Origin of the sequence: Kitasatospora sp. MAP5-34 (assembly GCF_029894335.1) — a bacterium.
GTDB lineage: Bacteria > Actinomycetota > Actinomycetes > Streptomycetales > Streptomycetaceae > Kitasatospora.
On the sequence record NZ_JARXZC010000002.1, the window covers coordinates 307,038 to 325,714 of the forward strand.

The window sequence follows — 18,677 nt, forward strand, 5'->3', positions numbered from 1 at the left end:
GGAGCCTCCCGCGCCCCTCAGGAGCTCACCAGTCCGAGAGCAGGAGCTCACCTGTCCGAGAGCAGCTGGAGGCGCAGGGCCAGCTGGAGTTCCAGTGAGCGTTCCGGGTGGTTCCAGTCCGGGCCGAGCAGGGTCTCGATCCGGTCCAGGCGCTGGACGACGGTGTTCACATGGACGTGCAGGTCGTCCTTGGCGCGGGTCAGGCTGCCGCCGCAGTCGAAGTACGCGCGCAGCGTGCGGACCAGCTCGGTACCGCGTCTGGCGTCGTACTCCAGCAGCGGGCCGAGGGCCGTTCCGACGAACGCGGCCACGTCGTGGCCGTCGCCGAGCAGTACGCCCAGGAAGCCGAGGCCGTCGGCCGACGCGCCGTCGCCGTCCCGGCCGAGCACCCGCAGGGCCCGTACGCAGCGCAGCGCCTCCGCGTGGGCGGCGGCGAGCGCCAGGGGGCCGGTGGCGACCCGGCCCGCGCCGACGGTGACGGGGGCGCCGGTGAGGCAGGCGAGGCGGTCGGCGGCCTGCTCGGCGGCCTGGCCGGGGGAGCGGGCGCCGTCGGCGGGGAGCAGCAGGACCACCGCCTCGCCGTGCTCGGCGCTGATGCCACGGGTGCCGAAGAGGTGGCGGGCAGCCGCTCCGGCGAGCCGGGACCGGTCCGGTCCGGCGGTCTCGGCGGCCAGCACGACGTGCGGGCGGCCCAGGTCCACGCCGAGGCGGCGGCCGCGCGCGGTGAGGCCGGCCGGGTCACGGCCGGGGGCGGTGAGCAGGTCGGTGAGGAGTTCGCCCCGGACCCGGTTCTCGGTCTCGGCCACCGAGCGGCGCAGCAGCAGGAGCAACGCCGTGACCACGCCGGCCCGTTCGAACAGGCGGCGGTCGGCGTCGTCCAGGTCCGGTCTGCCGTGCAGCAGCAGACTGCCGAGCGGCTCCTGCCCGGCGAGCACCACGCAGACCCAGCCGCCGTCGTGCCGGACGGCCCGCCCCTGCGCGCGGGACGCGGCGACCGCCTCGGCCAGGCCGTCGCCGGCCGGGGGCCGTCCGGCCAGCACCCGGCCCTCGGCGTCGTGGACGGCGGTCTCGCCGCCGAGCAGCGCGCCGAGCTCGTCGGCGACGTCCGCGACCTCGGCGCCGCGCAGCACCAGGTCGGTGAGCCGGTCGTGGGCCCGCTCAGCGCGCTGGACGGCGGCGGAGTGCGCCTGGATGACGGCGTTCGCGGCGTTCAGTTCGGTGAGGGCGGCCCTGGTCCCGGCGAGCGAGTTCGCGGTGTCCAGGGCGATCGCGGCGTGCGCGGCGAGGGTGCAGAGCAGCGCGACCTCGTCGGGGGAGAAGGCGCGTGGTGAGCGCTCGGCGGCGAACAGCACCCCGATCACCCGGCCGCCGAGCAGCAGCGGCACCCCGATGATCGCCACCAGGCCCTCCTCCAGCACCCCGGCGTCGATCCGGCCGGTATGGCGGAACCGCCCGTCGGTGCGGTAGTCGGGCGTGGCGTACGGGCGGGCGGTCTGCGCGACCAGCCCGCCGAGGCCGTCGCCGAGGCTGAGCCGGAGGTTCTGGAAGAGCTCCGAGACCGAGCCGTCGGTGACCCGCATGTACGTGTCGCCGGCGGCGGGGTCGGGGAGCGTGAGGTATGCGGTGTCGGTACCCAGCAGCAGCCGGGCCCGGCGGACGATCGCCCGCAGCACGGTGTCCAGGTCGCGGGAGGCGGCGAGATCTCCGGCGGTGTCGAACAGTGCCGTCAGTTCGGCCTCGCGGCGCCGGTGCTGACGCATCGTCCGGTGGATCCGCAGGGCCAGCCAGGTGGCTTCGTCGATCTCGGCGAGCACGGCGGCGGGGGCGCCCTGGTGGCGGGCTTCGGCGAGCACCTCGCCGAAGCCCTCGGTGGCGGCGCCCGAGGCGAGCAGGTCGAGCAGCTTACGGAGGGCGGGTGCGGCGTCCATGGTGATGGCATGGTGCCAGGTTTGGCGGGACGGAGGGAACGGTCGGCAACTTCGAACGCCACCGACCGTTCCGGGAGCTACGCCGTGACCGCCCGTCCGAGGGGCTCGGGCTCCGGGGCGGACGGCGTGAGGTCGGTGAGGTCGCGCCCCCTGGTCTCCTTGGCGCAGAGCAGTGCCAGCACGGTGATCACGGCGGCGATCGCGATGTACACCGAGATCGGGGTCGAGGTGCCGTAGTCCTTGAGCAGCGCGGTGGCGATCAGCGGCGCGGGCGCGCCCGCCGCGACGGAGGCGAACTGGGCGCCGATCGAGGCGCCCGAGTAGCGCATCCGGGTCGCGAACAGCTCGGAGAAGAACGCCGCCTGCGGCGCGTACATCGCACTGTGGAAGACCAGTCCGACCGTCACGGCGAGCAGCAGCGAGCCGAAGCTCCTGGTGTCCACCAGCCCGAAGAACACGAACGCCCACACCCCGACGCCCACTGCGCCCACCAGGTAGACCGGCTTGCGGCCGACCCGGTCGGAGAGCGCGCCGAACAGCGGGATCAGGGCGAACTGGATCGCGGAGGCGATCAGTACGGCGTTCAGCGCGGTCTGCTTGGGGAGGTGGACGTGCTCCACGGCGTACGCGAGCACGAACGTGGTCATCACGTAGTACGAGATGTTCTCCGCCATCCGGGCGCCCATCGCCACCAGCACCTCGCGCCAGTGGTGGCGCAGCACGGCCACCAGCGGGGGCTGTTCGGCCTTCCCGCGCGTCTGCTGCGCCGCCAGCGCCTGCTGGAACAGCGGGGACTCGTCCACCGAGAGCCGGATCCACAGGCCGGCCATCACCAGCAGCGCCGATAGCAGGAACGGCACCCGCCAGCCCCAGGCGAGGAAGGTCGCGTCCGACTGGACGCCGGTCAGCACCGAGAGCACGCCGGCCGCCAGCAGGTTCCCGGCGGGGGCGCCGCCCTGCGGCCAGGAGGCCCAGAAGCCGCGCCGCTTCGCGTCGCCGTGCTCGGAGACCAGCAGCACCGCCCCACCCCACTCGCCGCCGAGCGCGAAGCCCTGCACCAGCCGCAGGGTGGTGAGCAGGACGGGTGCGGCGACGCCGATCTGACGGTACGTCGGCAGGCAGCCGATCAGCGTGGTCGCGCCGCCCATCAGCAGCAGGCTCAGCACCAGTAGCCGCTTGCGGCCGATCCGGTCGCCGAAGTGCCCGAAGACCAGCGCGCCCAGTGGGCGGGCCGCGAAGCCGATCGCGTAGGTGAGGAAGGAGAGCAGGGTGCCGGTCAGCGGGTCGGTGTTCGGGAAGAACACCTTGCCGAACACGAGGGCGGCGGATGTTCCGTACAAGAAGTAGTCGTACCACTCGATGGTCGTACCGATGAGACTGGCACCGACCACCTTCCAGAGAGCGGGTCTGGACATGGGTCACCTTCGGTTCCGGGGATGGGTGGGTCAGCGGGCCGTCCAGCCGCCGTCCACGGGGAGGCTGGCGCCGGTGAGGTACGAGGCGTGCGGCGAGCAGAGCCAGAGCGCGAGCCCGGCGATCTCCTCGGGTTCGATCAGGCGCTTCACGGCGGTGCGGTCGAGCATGATCCGCTCCACCACCTCGTCCTCGCGGATGCCGTGGGCGGCCGCCTGAGCGACGATCTGCTGCTCGACCAGCGGGGTGCGGACGTAGGCGGGGTTGATGCAGTTGCTGGTCACGCCGTAGGGGGCGCCCTCCAGGGCCGCCGTCTTGCTCAGCCCCTCCAAGGCGTGTTTGGCGGTGACGTAGGCGGACTTGAACGGGCTGGCCCGCAGGCCGTGCACGGAGGAGATGTTGACGATCCGTCCCCAGCCCTGGCCGTACATGTGCGGCAGGGTGCGGCGCAGGATCCGGAACGGCGCCTCCACCATCACCCGCTGGATCAGCGTGAACCGCTCGGGTGGGAACTCGTGCAGGGGCGCGACATGCTGGAGGCCCGCGTTGTTGACGACGATGTCGGCGTCGTCCGGCAGCGCCTCCACCGCCTCCGGGTCGGCCAGGTCCGCGACGTGCGCCACGCCGCCGATCCGCTCCGCGAGTTCCCGGGCCGGGCCGTCCGCCAGGTCGACGACGTAGACCCGCGCACCGGCCTCGGCGAACGCCTCGGCGCAGGCCCGGCCGATGCCGGAGGCGGCGCCCGTGACCAGTGCCGTACGGCCGCTGAGCGGGCCGGGTGAGGTGGTGTCCATGACCGAGAACGGTAGAAACCCCGGGGCAGCGCTCCTATGTGACGAACCACCACAGACGCGGCCGCTCTCATGGTGTCGTCCACCAGGGGGCCGGAGCGGGAGCAACAGCCCTCTCACCCAAACACGTTCGGCCGTACCTTCCCCACAACGGACGCCGTTGCTTCACCCGTTCGGAGGATTGCCTGCCCAGATCCACCCATAGCGGCAGAATGCTCGCTACATTCACGCCGATTCCCGACAGGGGGCGCCGCTCCGGGTACCGGGGGGACCGGTGAGGCGCTCGAGAGGTGTTGACTGATATGCCCCAACGGCCTGCAACCGACAGCCCGGCGTACGGACCGCTCGACCCGCTCGACCCGCTCGGCACGCGCGCTGGGCAGGCCGGGGCCGTCGTTCCACCCGCATCCGACCCGGTCGGCGCCTCCGAGACCAGCGCGCGGACCACAGCGCACCAGGGAGCGCACGCACCGGCGCACGCCACCGCCACCGCAACGGCAACCGCGACGACACAGGCCACCGCGCACCCCACCGCGCACCCGACCGGACGGAGCCCTGCCCCGACCTCAGCTCAGGCCGCCGCCAAGACCCAGAACCCACGCCTGGCGGCGCTGATCGAGGAGGCCGGGTTCTCGCACGCCGGCCTGGCCCGCCGGGTCGACCAGCTGGGCCTGGAGCACGGGCTCGACCTGCGCTACGACAAGACCTCGGTCACCCGCTGGCTGCGCGGCCAGCAGCCACGCGGCGCCACCCCCGCGCTGATCGCCGAGGTCTTCACCCGCCGGCTCGGCCGCCGCTTCACCGCCCAGGACATCGGCCTGGACGCCTGCGCCCCCGTCTACGCCGGGCTGGAGTTCGCCGAGACCCCGCAGGAGGCCGTCGACATCGTCGCCAGCATGTGGCGCAAGGACAGCGGCTCGCAGTCCGAACTGCGCCGGATCGCCTTCACCCCGGCCGGGCTGGTCGTCCCCAGCCGGGACTGGCTGATCGGGCGGACCGACGAACGCGTCGCCAGGGACGGCTCGGTGCCAGGCCTGGCCGACGCCGCCGCACCCCGCCCGGCCGTCCCCGGCGTCAGACCGCCGCTGCCCGCCCTCGGCCGGGTGCCGGCGCAGAGCCGGGGCACCACCCCCGGCCGCCCGCCGGGCACCGAGCCCGCCGAGCAGCCCGGGCGCGAGCAGCGGCCGCCGCTGCGCGTCGGCCGGGGTGACATCGCCGCCATCCGCGCGGTCGGCGACCTCTTCCGCGCCCTCGACCAGGCGTACGGCGGCGGGCACGCCCGGCAGGCGCTGGTCCGCTACCTGGAGAGCGAGGCCGAGCCGATGCTGCGCGGCCGGTACGGCGAGCAGATCGGCCGGGCCCTGTTCGGGGCGGTCGCCGACCTGACCAGGCTGGCCGGTTGGACATCCTTCGACATCGCCGCGCACGGGCTGGCCCAGCGGTACTTCGTCCAGGCGCTGCGCCTCTCGCAGGCGGCGGGGGACCGGGTGCTCGGCGGGTACGTCCTGACCACGATGAGCCAGCAGGCCGTCCACCTCGGGCACGGTCGGGAGGCGATCCAGCTCGCCCGGGTGGCGCAGCAGGGCGTCGGTACGGCCGCCGCGCCCGTGGTCCAGTCGCTGATGCACGCCGCCGAGGCGCGCGGTCACGCGCTGATGGGCGACGTACGCTCCTGCACCACCGCGCTGGTCCGCTGCGAACGCGCGCTCGCGGCCGGGCGGCCGAGCGACGAGGTGCCGTCCTGGGCCCGCTTCTTCGACGAGGCCCAGCTCGCCGACGAGTTCGCGCACTGCTACCGGGATCTCCAGCAGTGGCGGCCCGCCGCGCAGCACGCGGAGAAGTCCCTGCGGCTGCGCGCGCCCGCCTACGCCCGCAGCCGGATCTTCTGCCGGATGGTGCTGGCCACCGCCCGGCTGGGCATGGGCGACGTGGACGACGCCTGCGCGATGGCGACGGAGGCGCTGCGCGCCGCCGGTGAGATGCGCTCCACCCGTACGGTCGAGTACCTGCGCGACTTCCACCGCCGCCTCACCCCGTACCGGGTCAGCCAGGCGGCCCGGGCCTTCGACGAGGCCGCCCGGCAGGCGGGGGTGATCTGACGCTCCGTCGTAGGCAGGCGCCGGCCGCGGACAGGGGTGCGGGGGCTGCTCGAAGCGGGAGGGTACAGGTCGTCGCCTTCGGGTTCCGCGCAGTTCTCCCCCGGCCTTCGGCCGGTAGGTGCCCCCACGCGCCCCCGTGGTGCTTCTGATCAAGCTGCCGTGAACATCTCGTTTCGGAGGAGGCCCGGCCGGTACCCGACTGTTGACGATCAGCCAGGTCCTGGGCTGGGATGGGTGACAGGGTTGCCAGGTTCATGACGAGAAGATGACAGCAAGATTGAGGGGGTGGCGGATGCCGAGTCGGGCGATCGGCCGGGCCGAACTGCTGGCCACGGCCAGTGACCTGCTGCGCGAGCACACCGCAGTACTCCTGTACGGGCCGCTCGGCATCGGCAAGAGCACGGTCGCGGCCGCGCTCGCCGCCGAGGCCCGGCGCTCGGGGGTGACCGTCCTGCGGTGCGCCCCGGCGGAGCGGGAGCGCGAGCTGCCCTTCGTCAGCCTGATCGACCTGCTCCGCCGGGTCCCCGACGACCGGATCGACGCGCTCGCACCGGGCCCGCGCACCGCACTCCGGACGGCCCTGCTGCGCGCCGAGTACCCGGCCGGCGACCTCGGCCGGCTCGTCGTACCGGTCGCCGTGGCCGAGCTGCTGAGAGCGCTGGCCCCCGTGCTGCTGGTGCTGGACGGCATCCAGTGGCTCGACCGCCCGAGCGCCGAGGTGCTGGACTTCGTCGCCCGCCGGGCCGGCCGGCTCGGCGTACGCGTCCTGGCCACCGAACGCGTACCGGAGGGCGAACTGCCCGGCGACCGCGCACCCGGCACCCCCGAACCCTGCCCGCCCGGCACCGCCGAACTGCGAATACCCCCGCTGCCGCCCGCCGCGTTGGCCCAGCTGCTCGCCGCCCGCCCCGGCGCGCGGCAGCTGGCCCCCGAACTGCGCGAGATCGGCCGGGCGGCAGCCGGCAACCCGCACTACGCGCTGGAACTGGCCCGCACCACCGGCCCGCACGCACCCGGCGAGGACCTCCCGGTACCGAAGCGGCTGCGGGTGCTGCTCCTGGACCGCCTGCGCGACCTCCCCGACGAGGCCCGTCACGTCCTGCTGCTGGCAGCGGCGGCGGCCCGGCCCACCACCGCCCTGCTGACGGCCGCCGGCGCCGCTGACGCCCCGTCCGGGCTGGCCCTGGGGGCGGCCCTCGGGATCCTGGACCTGGCGGCCGACGGCAGCGCGCGGTTCCGGCACCCGCTGCTGCCCGCCGCCCTGCTCGCCGACGCGCCACGAGCGGCGCGGCAGCGGGCCCACCAGGCGCTGGCGGCCGTCGCCCCCGAGCCCGCCGAACGGGCCCGGCACCTGGCCCTGTCCCGTCCGGAGCAGAACGAGCCGGTCGCTGCCGAACTGACCGGCGCCGCCGTGGCGGCCCGGCGCCGGGGCGCCCACCGGACCGCGTACGAGCTGGCCGCGCTGGCCGCCGCCCGTACCCCGGCGGGCACGCCCGCGCCGCGCTGGGACCGCCTGCTGGCCGCCGCCGGGTACGCCTCCGACGGCGGGCTGCCGGAGGAGGCCCGCCGGGCCGTCCGCCCGGTCCTCGACCACCGGCCAGGCGTCACCCCGGCACCCGACCTGGCTCTGCGGACCAGGGCCCGCCTGGCGCTGCTGCGCGCGGCCGGCCAGGCGCTGCACGACAGCGGCGAGGTGATCCGCGACGGCCTGCTCGACACCGCCGGACACCCCGGCCTGGCGGCCCCGCTCTGGCACTGGGCGGCCGTCCGGGAGCTCCTCGGCGGCCGGACCGCCCCCGCCGCCGAGTACGCCGCGCGGGCCGCCGAACTCGCAGCCGAACCCAGCGCAGCCGAACCCAGCGCGGCCGAACCCGCCGCCACCGACCCCCGCGCGGCCGCCACCCGGGCCGCCGCCCTCGGCCTGCTCGGGACGGTCCGCGCGATGCGCGGCGAGTACGCCGAGGCCGAGCGGACCCTGCGCGGGGCCCGCGTGTTCGCGGCGGAGAGCGGGCTGCCGGTCGCGGTGCTGTCCGGGCTGCTGCGCCGTCAGGCGCTCGTCGAACTGGACGCCGACCGGGTGACCGCCGCCCGGGCGCGGATCGCCGAACTGCGCGCCCTCCCGTCGGAGGGCGCCGAGGTGGAGGAGACGCTCGCCACCCTGGTCGCGGCCGTCCGGGTCGACGTACGGGCCGGCCGCTGCCGGTCCGCCCTCGACGCGGCGGAGCGCTGCCGCCGGCTGCTCGCCGACAGCGGCGTGCGCTCCGCCCCGGCGGCGTACGCCACCGCGCTAGCCGAACTCGCGGGCGGGGAGCTGCGGCGGGCGGCCGAACTGGCGGCGGAGGCGGTCGAGGCCGCGAGCTCGGACGGTGACCAGCTCTTCCTGATCCGCTCGACGGAGGTGCTCGCCCACACCCGCCTCCTCACCGGCGAACCGGCCGCGACCGCGCTGGCCGTGGAGGCCCTGCAGTCGGCCCGCGCGGCGGCCGCCGACATGGAGCTGGCCGACGCGGCGGCGGTCCACCGGCTGGCGCTGCTGGCCGAGGGCCTGGTGGCCCTGGGGGAGCACGGCGAGGCGGCGCAGGTCCTGGCGGAGGGCCGTGCGCTGCTCGGGCGCGAAGCGGGACGTGCGCCCGCCGGGAGCGCGGTGGCCGCACTGGACCGGGCGGACGGGCTGCGGCAGGCCGCGCTCGGCCGTCCGGCCGAAGGCGTGACGCTGCTGCGGGGGGCGGCCGAACGGCTGCGCGGGCTGGAGCTGCCGCTCGAACTGGCCGCCACCCTCACCGCGTTGGGCGCGGTGGAGCGCCGGGCCAGGCGGCGGGCGGCGGCCCGGGCCGCGCTGGTGGAGGCGCGTGAGCTCTGCCTCGGGCTCGCGGCACGCCCGCTGCGGGAGCGCGCCGAGCGCGAGTTGCGGCGGCTCGGTCCGGGCGACCGGTCCGGCGTGGCGACGGTCCGACTGACGGCCCAACAGCTGACGGCCGGTGAACACAGGGTGGCCGACCTGGTGGCGGAGGGGGCGACCAACCGAGAGGTGGCCGCCGCGCTCTTCGTCAGCGTGAAGACGGTGGAGGGCACGCTCTCCCGGATCTACCGCAAGCTCGGCGTCAGCTCCCGGATGACCCTGGCCCGCGTGCTCGCCGCCCGCTGACGGAGCCCGACCGACACCCCGCCCGTCGACACCGGAGGTAACCGCAGGAAACGGATCGTTCACAGAACAGGCAAGGGTATCCCCGCTTTTGACGGTGGCTCGACATCCCTAGCGTTGGGCCCATCAGCTCCAGTGCGACACCCCACCGTCCCCAGGAGGACCCCAGTGAAGTCCCGCCTCAAGCCCCTCGTCGGACTGATCGCCGCGCCGCTCCCGATTCTGGCCCTCGCCGCGTCCCCGGCCTTCGCGGTCACCCCAGACGCCCAGCAGGTGGCGCTGCGGGGTGACGTCGTCCAGGCCGTGAGCCACTCCACCCGCACCGGAGAGATAGCCGCCGACCGCCGGATATCACTGGCCGTCAGCCTCAAGCAGCGCGACGCCGCCGGGCTGGACGCCTTCCTGGCCCAGGTCACCGACCCCAACTCGGCGCAGTATCAGCACTATCTGACAGTCGATCAGTTCGCCGACCGCTTCGGTGCCACCCAGGAGACCGTCGCCAAGGTCACGGCCTACCTGAAGGCGCAGGGTCTTCAGGTCGGCGCGGCGTCGGCCAACCGGCTCACCATCGAGGCCTCCGGCAGCGCCGCCCAGGTACGGAAGGCCTTCGGCACCGGCCTGGCGACCTTCCACGACAACAAATCCGGCCGGGACTTCTTCGCCAACACCGCCGCCCCCGTCCTGCCGGCCGGTATCGCCGCCGAGGTCAGCGACATCTCCGGCCTCAACGACTTCGCCAGGTACACCCACTTCAGCACCCCGCAGGGCGCCCCGACCGCCACGCCGAAGGTCACCGGCCTGACCCCGGCCAAGGCGCGCGCCGCGTACAACCTGACCTCGACGATCGGCGCGGGCTACACCGGCAAGGGGTCGACGGTCGGCCTGGTCGAGTTCTCCGCCTACCAGCAGTCGAACATCGCGGCCTACGACAAGTACTTCGCGCTGCACCCGAGCACCCCGACCGTGGTCAACGCGGGCGGCGGCACCACCGACCTGTCCGGGCAGGGCGAGGTCGAGCTTGACATCGAGGTCGTCCAGGCGCTGGCGCCGGGAGCTGCGGTCAAGGTCTACGAGGCGCCGAACAGCGACGCCGGCGAGACGGCCGTCTACGCCAAGCTGGTCAGCGACAACGTCCCGGTCGTCTCGATCAGTTGGGGCACCTACGAGGCCGGCGAGACCCCGGGCAACCGGGTCGCCGTCGACACCGACCTCAAGGAGGCCGCTGCGCAGGGCCAGTCGGTCTTCGCGGCCTCCGGTGACAGCGGCTCGGACGACCAGGGCAACGGCGGCACCTCCGTCGACTTCCCGGCGGCCGACCCGTGGGTGACCGGCGCCGGCGGCACCACCCTCGGCACCTCCTCCTCCGGCGCGTGGAGCAAGGAGACCGCCTGGTCCGGCAGCGGCGGTGGGGTCTCCTCCGTCTTCGCCACGCCGAGCTACCAGGCCAAGGTCAACAGTGGCGCCAACCGCTCCGTCCCCGACGTCGCGGCCGACGCCGACCCCTCCACCGGCTGGGCGGTCTACACCGGGGGCGCCTGGGCGCAGTACGGCGGCACCAGCGCCGCCGCGCCCAACTGGGCGGCCTTCGCCGCCGTGTACAACAGCGAGGCCAAGGCCAAGGGCAAGCCGTCCTTCGGCTTCGCCAACGGGACCGTCTATGTGCTGGCCGGCACCGCCGCCTACGGCACGGCCTTCCACGACGTGACCAGCGGCAGCAACGGCGCCTACAGCGCGGGCACCGGCTACGACAAGGTCACCGGCTGGGGCTCCTACAACGGCGCGAACTTCCTGAAGGCCAAGCTCGGCTGAGTCCAGCACTGGTGAATCCAGCACCGCGTCACCACCAATGAACTGATGAACTGATGAGGGGCCGGGCCGCCGCCCGGCCCCTCATCAGCGCGCCGTCAGGCGGCCTCCTCGGCCGCCTGCTCCGGCACCGCGACGCGCAGATCCCGCAGCACGGCGTCCGCCGCGCGCCGTCCGGAGACCAGTGCGCCCTGCGCGGTGCTGGTGTCCCGGTGGTCGCCGCAGACGTACAGCCCGGCCAGCACCCGTACCGGCCGCCGGAAGTTGTGCGGCGCGGGCATCACCGGTACGGCATCCGGTATGTGACGCACACTCAGGAACTCCCAGCCCGAGGTCGCAGTCCCGTACAGCTCCGCCAGCCGCTTCCGCACCACCGGCTCGTGCCCGGCCGGTCCGCCGCCGTCGAAGGTCCGCCGGCCGAGCACGGTGGTGGCGATCAGCGCGCGCCCGGGCGGGGCGTACGACGGGTCCACCTCGCTCAGTACCAGCGAGTGCGAGACGGCCGACTGGCCCCCCGGGCCGCCCGGCCGGTCGGCGTCGAGCAGCAGGACGGGCTCGCCCAGCGGTGACCGGTCGGCCGCGTGGAAGTACGTCGTCACCGGGTGGAAGTCCGGCAGCCGCAGGCCCGGCAGCAGGACGGCCGCCGACCGGGCGTCGGTGGCGATCACCACGGCCCGGGCGGCGATCCGGCCGTGCGCGGCCGTGTCGACCCCGTCGGCGGCGATCGACGTGACCTGTACGCCGAGCCGGACCGTCCCCGGCGGCAGCCCTTCGGCGAGCTGGGCGGGCACGGCCGCGATCCCGGCGGCGGGCAGGCAGAGCCGGCCCCGCGCGTACGAGCGCAGCACCAGGTCGGCCACCCGGCTGCTGGTGCCGAGCGCGGGGTCGCTGAGCAGCGCGCCGAGCAGCGGGCGCAGCAGCCCGTCCAAGGTCCTTGGGGCCAGGCCGCGTTCGGCCAGGGCCTGGGCGGCGCTGGTCTCGGGCCTGGCCAGCAGCCGCTGGACGGGCGTCGCGGCGAGGCGGCCGAGCGCGGTACCGAGCCTGGCCTTGTCGAGCGGGCTGCCCAGCGGGCCCCGCGCGGCGGCCTGCCGGGCGGGGGTCTGCTGCGGATCGCCGACCCGGTAGCGGCGGCCCGCGCTGTACACCAGGACGCCGGGGGCGAGCGGGCGCAACTCCAGGCGGTCCAGGTCGAGCCGGCGGGCGGGCTCGGGGAAGTCGGTGTTCAGCAGCTGGCTGCCGTTGTCCAGCCGGAAGCCGTCGAGCTCACGGGTGGCCATCCGGCCGCCGATACGCTCTGTCGCTTCCAGGACCTGGACGGTGAGGCCGCGGCCGGTCAGCGCGCGGGCGGCGGCCAGGCCCGCGAGTCCGGCGCCCACCACGACGACGTCCGGGTCGGACTGACGGCGGGTGCGGCGGGTGAAGTCATATGCGGGCACGGGCGTGCTCCCTCCCTGGTCCCGGGGTGCGACCGAGGCGGGTCGCAGGGCGCCGGGACACGGTCCGCCCAAGTGATGCCCAGTCAAAGCCGCGATCAGGCAGCGGTGTTCGGTCGAATCGCCGGGATGGGAGGGGCGTGGTGGTACGGGACGGGAGCGCGGTCACGGACTGTGCTCACGAGGTGCCGAAGGAGCGCCCAAGCGGGCGCGTACGGTCACCGGGGGCGTGCAACGCGCCGTGCGTATGCAACTGTGCGCCCCCCGCGCCCCACCGCAGCCCCCGCTCAGAGAGCAGCCCGGACCGCCGAGTCGACGTCCGGGTGCTGGAAGACGAACCCGGCGTCCAACAGCCGCTGCGGCACCACCCGGTGGCTGCCGGCCACCTCCACCGCCATCTCGCCGAGCGCCGCCTTGAGTGCGAACTCCGGTACGGGGAACGGAGTCGGACGGCCGAGCACCCGGCCCATCGCCTCGGTCAGCTCCCGGTTGGTCACCGGTTCGGGGCCGGTGAGGTTGAACGGGCCGCTGAGTTCGGGGGTGTCGATCAGGAAGCGCAGCGCCGCGACCTCGTCCGCCAGCGAGATCACGCTCCAGAACTGGTAGCCCGACCCCAGCCGGCCGCCCAGCCCCAGCTTGAACAGCGGGAACAGCCGGGCCCCCGCCCCGCCCGAGGCGGCCAGCACCAGCCCGGTCCGGGCGTACGCGACCCGGATCCCGGCGTCGGCGGCGGGCCGGGTCGCGCCCTCCCACTCGACGCACACCCGAGCCAGGAAATCGTCCCCGGCGGGCGCCTTCTCGTCGATCACCCGGGCCGCCGTCTGCCCGTAGTAGCCGACCGCCGAGCCGCTCACCAACACCCGGGGCGGCTCCTTCGCCTCGGCCAGCGCGGCGGCGATCGTCTCGGTACCCAGCACCCGGCTGTCCCGGATCTCCCGCTTGTAGGCGTCCGTCCACCGCCGGTTCCCGACCCCGGCACCGGCCAGGTGTACGACGGCCTCCACGCCGTCCAGGCCGTGCCGGTCCACCTGCAACAGCTGCGGGTTCCAACCGACCCCGACCGTGCCGTCCGGCTGCCTGCCCGTCCTGCTCCGGTGGCGGACCAGCCGCACCACCTCGTGTCGCTCCGCCGGGTCCGCCAGCAGCGAACGGACGAGGGCGGAGCCGATCAGACCCGTGGAACCTGTCACCGCGATACGCATGCGGCCATCCTCGCAGGTCCACCTCGCCGGGCTACGGAGAATGCGCATGGTGGCGCAGGCGACGGGTCGTTAGCATGGCGGGCATGCGAGCCGAGACTGTGACGATACGTACCGCACGGGCGACGGACGAGCGGGCCCTCGCGCTGCTCGACCGGGCCGCCTGGTCATGGTTGAGCGACGTCATACCGCAGCCCCCCGAGGACGCCAAGGTCTTCGACGTGCACCTTCCGCCGGAGCAGTTCCTGGTCGCGGAGGCCGCGGACCTGGAGGCTGCGGGCTCGCAGGACGGCCGGATCCTCGGCTTCATCCGCCAGGCCCCGCCGACCCCGCTCGCCAGCAACAGCCACGTCCGCCAGATCCGCGGCCTCGCCGTCTCTCCGGAGGCCCGCGGCCAGGGCATCGGCCGCGCCCTGGTCGAGGCGGCCTGCGAGAGCGCCCGCGCGGCTGGCATCCGCCGGATGACCCTGCGCGTCCTCGCCCACAACGCCCCCGCCCGGCGGCTCTACGGCCGCTGCGGCTTCCAGGTGGACGGCGTCTCGCCGGAGGAGTTCCGGATCAACGGCGCGTACGTGGACGACGTCTGGATGAGCCGCCGCCTGAACGACTGACCCACGCCTCCTCAGTCCCCGTACCGCTCCCACAACTTGGGGAACCGTTCCGCCATCACGGCGGCGTTCTCGAAGTCGATCGGCTCGCCCTCGGGTGCGCGCGGCTGCTTGATTCCCAGATCCGGCAGCGGCAGACCGGTGAGCTGCTCGTGCGCCTCGTCGGCGGCGTAGCCGAGATCCTCGGCGTCGCCGTCCTCCTCGTCGTCGAAGTCGGACAGCAGATCCGCCAGGTCGTCGGGGTGGTGCAGCCCGCCCTCGAAGACCTCCCGCCCCTGCCCGATCAGCCAGCACCGGAAGAAGTCGAACGCGTCCTCCGAGGCCCCGTCCAGCAGCAGGTAAGCCGCCCCCCACAGGTCCGTCCGGTACGCGCGCTGGAACCGCGCCTCGAACAGCCGGGCGAAGTCGATGACATCGTCCGGAGTCAGCTGGGCGAGCCGCTCCACCAGCGCATCCGCCTGCTCCTCGGGATCGCCGTCGGCGGCGTCCCTGCTCTCGTCGATGAGCTGCCAGAAGTCCGTCTCGTACATCACTGCTACAGCATCGCTGGTCGACCGGGCCGACGCACGTGATAGGCGCGCCCGGGAGTGGCGCGCGCTCGCTGGACCGGGTGGCGTTGGCCGCCGGGGCGCCCCGGATTGATACTCGCGGTAGTAGCTCCGGAGCATGGGAGTGGTTCAGGTCTGACAGGCCGGAACGAAAGCGATCCCCCGTCCCGGCAGAGCCGGAGCGGGGGATCGCTGATCAGGTGCCAGTTGCCTTACAGACCGAGGTCACCCTCGAAGGCGCCCTCTTCGAGGCGGGCCTTGACGGTGCCCAGGAAGCGGGCGGCGTCGGCGCCGTCCACGATCCGGTGGTCGTAGGACAGGGCCAGGTAGACCATGTCGCGGACCGCGATCGTCTCGCCCAGGTCCGGGTGGTTGATGACCACCGGGCGCTTGACGGCGGCGCCGATGCCCAGGATGGCCACCTGCGGCTGGTTGATGATCGGGGTGTCGAACAGGGCGCCGCGCGAGCCGGTGTTGGTGATGGTGAAGGTGCCACCACCCAGCTCGTCCGGGGTGACCTTGTTGTCGCGGGTGCGAGCGGCCAGGTCGGCGGTCTTCTTGGCGATGCCGGCGATGTTCAGGTCGCCCGCGTCGTGGATGACCGGGACGAGCAGGCCGCGCTCGGTGTCCACCGCGATGCCGACGTGCTCGGCACCGTGGTAGGTGACGGTGCCCTCGGCGTCGTTGATCTGCGAGTTCACCACCGGGTGGGCCTTGAGGGCCTCGATGGCGGCCTTGACGAAGAACGGCATCGGCGAGAGCTTGACGCCCTCGCGGGCCTGGAAGCCGGCCTTCGCCTTGTTGCGCAGCCGCATGATGTTGGTGATGTCCACCTCGACCACGGTGGTCAGCTGGGCGGAGACCTGGAGGGACTCCACCATGCGCTTGGCGATCACCGTGCGCAGGCGGGACATCTTCACCGTGGTGCCACGCAGCGGCGAGACCTCGGCGATGGTCGCCGGGGCCTTCGCGGCGGCGGCCGGAACGGCGGCAGCCGGGACGACCTTGGCAGCCTCGGCGGCGGCGATCACGTCCTGCTTGCGGATGCGCCCGCCGACACCGGTGCCGGTGACGGCGGAGAGCGCGACGCCCTGCTCGGCCGCGAGCTTGCGGACCAGCGGGGTCACGTACGCGTCGGAGCTGTCGGCGACCGGGGCAGCGACCGGAGCAGCGGCGACCGGAGCCGGAGCGGCCACGGGGGCCGGGGCGGCAACCGGAGCAGCGACCGGGGCGGGGGCGGCGACGGGAGCCGGAGCCTCGACGACCGGAGCAACCGGAGCAACCGGAGCAGCGACCGGAGCCGGAGCAGCAGCCGGAGCGGCAACCGGGGCCGGGGCAGCGGCGACCGCGCCCGCCACGCCGATCAGCGCCAGCTGGGCGCCGACCTCGGCGGCCTCGTCCTCGGCGACCAGGATCTTCACCAGGACACCGGCGACCGGCGACGGGATCTCGGTGTCGACCTTGTCCGTGGAGACCTCGAGCAGCGGCTCGTCGACCTCGACGGTGTCACCTTCGGCCTTGAGCCAGCGGGTGATGGTGCCCTCGGTGACCGACTCGCCCAGTGCGGGCAGCAGGACCGGGGTGCCGGCAGCGGCAGCCGGAGCAGCGGCCGGGGCCTCGGCAACCGGAGCCGGAGCGGCGGCGACCGGCGCGGCCACGGGCGCCGGCGCGGCCGGAGCCTCGACAGCGGCCGGAGCGGCCACCGGCGCGGCAGCGGCGACCGGAGCGCCCGAGCCGTCGTCGATGACGGCCAGCTCGGTGCCGACCTCGACCGTCTCGTCCTCGGCGACCTTGATGGAGGCCAGGATGCCGGAGACCGGCGAGGGGATCTCGGTGTCGACCTTGTCGGTCGAGACCTCGAGCAGCGGCTCGTCGATCTCCACGCGCTCGCCCTCGGCCTTGAGCCAGCGGGTGACCGTGCCCTCGGAAACGCTCTCGCCCAGTGCGGGCAGTGTTACTGAGACCGCCATGGTTTCAGCGACTCCTATTCAAGTCTTGCGTACGGGAATGGGGGAAGGTGAGCGGCACGGTCAGTCGTGCGCGTGCAGCGGCTTGCCGGCCAGCGCCAGGTGCGCCTCGCCCAGGGCCTCGGACTGCGAGGGGTGGGCGTGGATGAGCTGCGCGACCTCGCTGGGCAGCGCCTCCCAGTTGTAGATGAGCTGGGCTTCGCCGACCTGCTCGCCCATGCGGGCGCCGACCATGTGGACACCGACGACGGCGCCGTCCTTGACCTGGACGAGCTTGATCTCGCCGGCGGTCTTGAGGATCTTGCTCTTGCCGTTGCCCGCGAGGTTGTACTTGAGGGTGACGACCTTGTCCTTGCCGTACAGCTCCACGGCCTTGGCCTCGGTGATGCCCACCGACGCGACCTCGGGGTTGCAGTACGTCACGCGCGGCACGCCGTCGTAGTCGATCGGCACGGCCTTGAGGCCGGCCAGGCGCTCGGCGACCAGGATGCCCTCGGCGAAGCCGACGTGCGCCAGCTGCAGGGTCGGGACGAGGTCGCCGACGGCCGAGATGGTGGGCACGTTGGTGCGCATGTACTCGTCGACGAGGACGTAGCCGCGGTCCATCGCGACGCCGTTCTCCTCGTAGCCGAGACCGGCCGAGACCGGGCCGCGGCCGATGGCGACGAGCAGCAGGTCGGCGTCGATCTGCTTGCCGTTCTCGGTGGAGACGCGCACACCGTTCTCGGTGTACTCGACGCCGGAGAAGCGGGCCTTGAGCTCGAACTTGATACCGCGCTTGCGGAAGGCGCGCTCCAGCAGCTTGGAGGAGTTCTCGTCCTCCAGCGGGGCCAGGTGCGGCAGGGCCTCGACGATGGTGACATCGACGCCGAAGGACTTCCAGACGGACGCGAACTCGACACCGATCACGCCGCCGCCGAGGATGACGGCCGACTTCGGGATGCGGTCGAGCTTGAGGGCGTGGTCCGAGGAGATCACCCGGTCGCCGTCGATGGTCAGACCCGGCAGGGACTTCGGCACGGAGCCGGTCGCCAGGACGATGTGGCGGCCCTCGATGCGCTGGCCGTTCACGTCCACCGAGGTCTGCGAGGAGAGCTTGCCCTCGCCGGTGATGTAGTGGACCTTGCGGGAGGCCACCAGGCCCTGCAGGCCCTTGTACAGGCCCGAGACGACGTCGTCCTTGTACTTGTGGACGCCCTTGATGTCGATGCCCTGGAAGGTCGCCAGGACGCCGAACTCGGCGGCCTCGCGGGTCTCGTCGGCAACCTCGGCGGCGTGCAGCAGGGCCTTGGTCGGAATGCAACCACGGTGCAGGCAGGTACCGCCCAGTTCGCCCTTCTCGATCAGGGCCACACTCAGACCCAGCTGAGCGGCGCGGAGCGCCGCGGCGTAACCGCCGCTTCCGCCTCCGAGAATGACTACGTCGAAAACGGTGCTGGCGTCGTTCGCCACGTCACGTCCTCCATGCAAAGGGGTGCGGATCGCCGGGCCGGTCGCGGTCCGGTGGGGTCGGGCAGCCTTGTAAGGCGCCCAGTCATGCCGGAAATACATCTTCGCACTTGTTCGCGGCGCCCGATGTCCCGGGCTGCCCCGGCGGGGTGCCCGGGGGTGGGCACCAGGGGCTGTTTGCCCTGTGCGAAAGGGTATACCCGCAGCTCACGGGCGCGCGCCGACGGAGGCCGGGGGCGGCGGTACTGATCATGACCGGGTAGATTTCCACCGTGCGGAACAAAGTTTCGCCCC

12 protein-coding genes are annotated in these 18,677 nt (G+C 73.7%); 4 read left to right on the top strand and 8 right to left on the bottom strand.

Annotation, left to right across the window (positions count from 1 at the left end):
* Positions 1-47: 47 nt before the first annotated feature.
* The 3 genes from P3T29_RS03345 to P3T29_RS03355 form a co-directional block, all read right to left on the bottom strand.
* Positions 48-1,928, bottom strand: coding sequence for a GAF domain-containing protein (locus P3T29_RS03345; protein ID WP_280714701.1), 1,881 nt, complete (start codon positions 1,926-1,928; stop codon positions 48-50).
* Between the two features lie 77 nt (positions 1,929-2,005).
* A complete protein-coding gene (locus P3T29_RS03350) occupies positions 2,006-3,343 on the bottom strand; it encodes an MFS transporter (protein ID WP_280714702.1) in 1,338 nt (445 codons plus the stop codon).
* 30 nt (positions 3,344-3,373) lie between these two features.
* Positions 3,374-4,135, bottom strand: coding sequence for a 3-hydroxybutyrate dehydrogenase (locus P3T29_RS03355; protein WP_280714703.1), 762 nt, complete (start codon positions 4,133-4,135; stop codon positions 3,374-3,376).
* 299 nt (positions 4,136-4,434) lie between these two features.
* Here P3T29_RS03355 and P3T29_RS03360 point away from each other — a divergent pair, with 299 nt between their 5' ends.
* From P3T29_RS03360 to P3T29_RS03370, 3 genes are all read left to right on the top strand, one after another.
* Positions 4,435-6,231 (top strand): regulator, encoded by a 1,797-nt coding sequence (locus tag P3T29_RS03360; RefSeq protein WP_280714704.1) that lies wholly within the window; start codon positions 4,435-4,437, stop codon positions 6,229-6,231.
* 292 nt (positions 6,232-6,523) lie between these two features.
* Entirely contained in the window at positions 6,524-9,376 is a 2,853-nt protein-coding gene (locus tag P3T29_RS03365; RefSeq protein ID WP_280714705.1) for a LuxR family transcriptional regulator, read from the top strand.
* A 165-nt stretch (positions 9,377-9,541) separates the two neighbouring features.
* Positions 9,542-11,182 (top strand): S53 family peptidase, encoded by a 1,641-nt coding sequence (locus P3T29_RS03370; protein WP_280714706.1) that lies wholly within the window; start codon positions 9,542-9,544, stop codon positions 11,180-11,182.
* Positions 11,183-11,277: 95 nt separating this feature from the next.
* On the opposite strand, the gene P3T29_RS03375 is transcribed toward P3T29_RS03370, so the two are convergent.
* Together P3T29_RS03375 and P3T29_RS03380 are read right to left on the bottom strand one after the other, a co-directional pair.
* Positions 11,278-12,615, bottom strand: a complete 1,338-nt coding sequence (locus tag P3T29_RS03375; RefSeq protein ID WP_280714707.1) for an NAD(P)/FAD-dependent oxidoreductase — start codon at positions 12,613-12,615, stop codon at positions 11,278-11,280.
* Positions 12,616-12,899: 284 nt separating this feature from the next.
* Positions 12,900-13,814, bottom strand: coding sequence for a TIGR01777 family oxidoreductase (locus tag P3T29_RS03380; RefSeq protein ID WP_280714708.1), 915 nt, complete (start codon positions 13,812-13,814; stop codon positions 12,900-12,902).
* Positions 13,815-13,897: 83 nt separating this feature from the next.
* Between P3T29_RS03380 and P3T29_RS03385 the strand changes: the two genes are divergently transcribed.
* Entirely contained in the window at positions 13,898-14,422 is a 525-nt protein-coding gene (locus P3T29_RS03385) for a GNAT family N-acetyltransferase (protein ID WP_280714709.1), read from the top strand.
* Between the two features lie 11 nt (positions 14,423-14,433).
* Here P3T29_RS03385 and P3T29_RS03390 read toward each other — a convergent pair whose 3' ends face one another.
* From P3T29_RS03390 to lpdA, 3 genes are all read right to left on the bottom strand, one after another.
* Positions 14,434-14,949, bottom strand: a complete 516-nt coding sequence (locus tag P3T29_RS03390; protein WP_280714777.1) for a DUF4240 domain-containing protein — start codon at positions 14,947-14,949, stop codon at positions 14,434-14,436.
* A gap of 230 nt (positions 14,950-15,179) precedes the next feature.
* Positions 15,180-16,937, bottom strand: coding sequence for a 2-oxoglutarate dehydrogenase, E2 component, dihydrolipoamide succinyltransferase (gene sucB / locus P3T29_RS03395; protein WP_280714710.1), 1,758 nt, complete (start codon positions 16,935-16,937; stop codon positions 15,180-15,182).
* 60 nt (positions 16,938-16,997) lie between these two features.
* The gene (gene lpdA / locus P3T29_RS03400) at positions 16,998-18,386 is read right to left on the bottom strand and encodes a dihydrolipoyl dehydrogenase (protein ID WP_280714711.1); all 1,389 of its coding nucleotides are present in this window, start codon (positions 18,384-18,386) and stop codon (positions 16,998-17,000) included.
* Positions 18,387-18,677 lie beyond the last annotated feature (291 nt).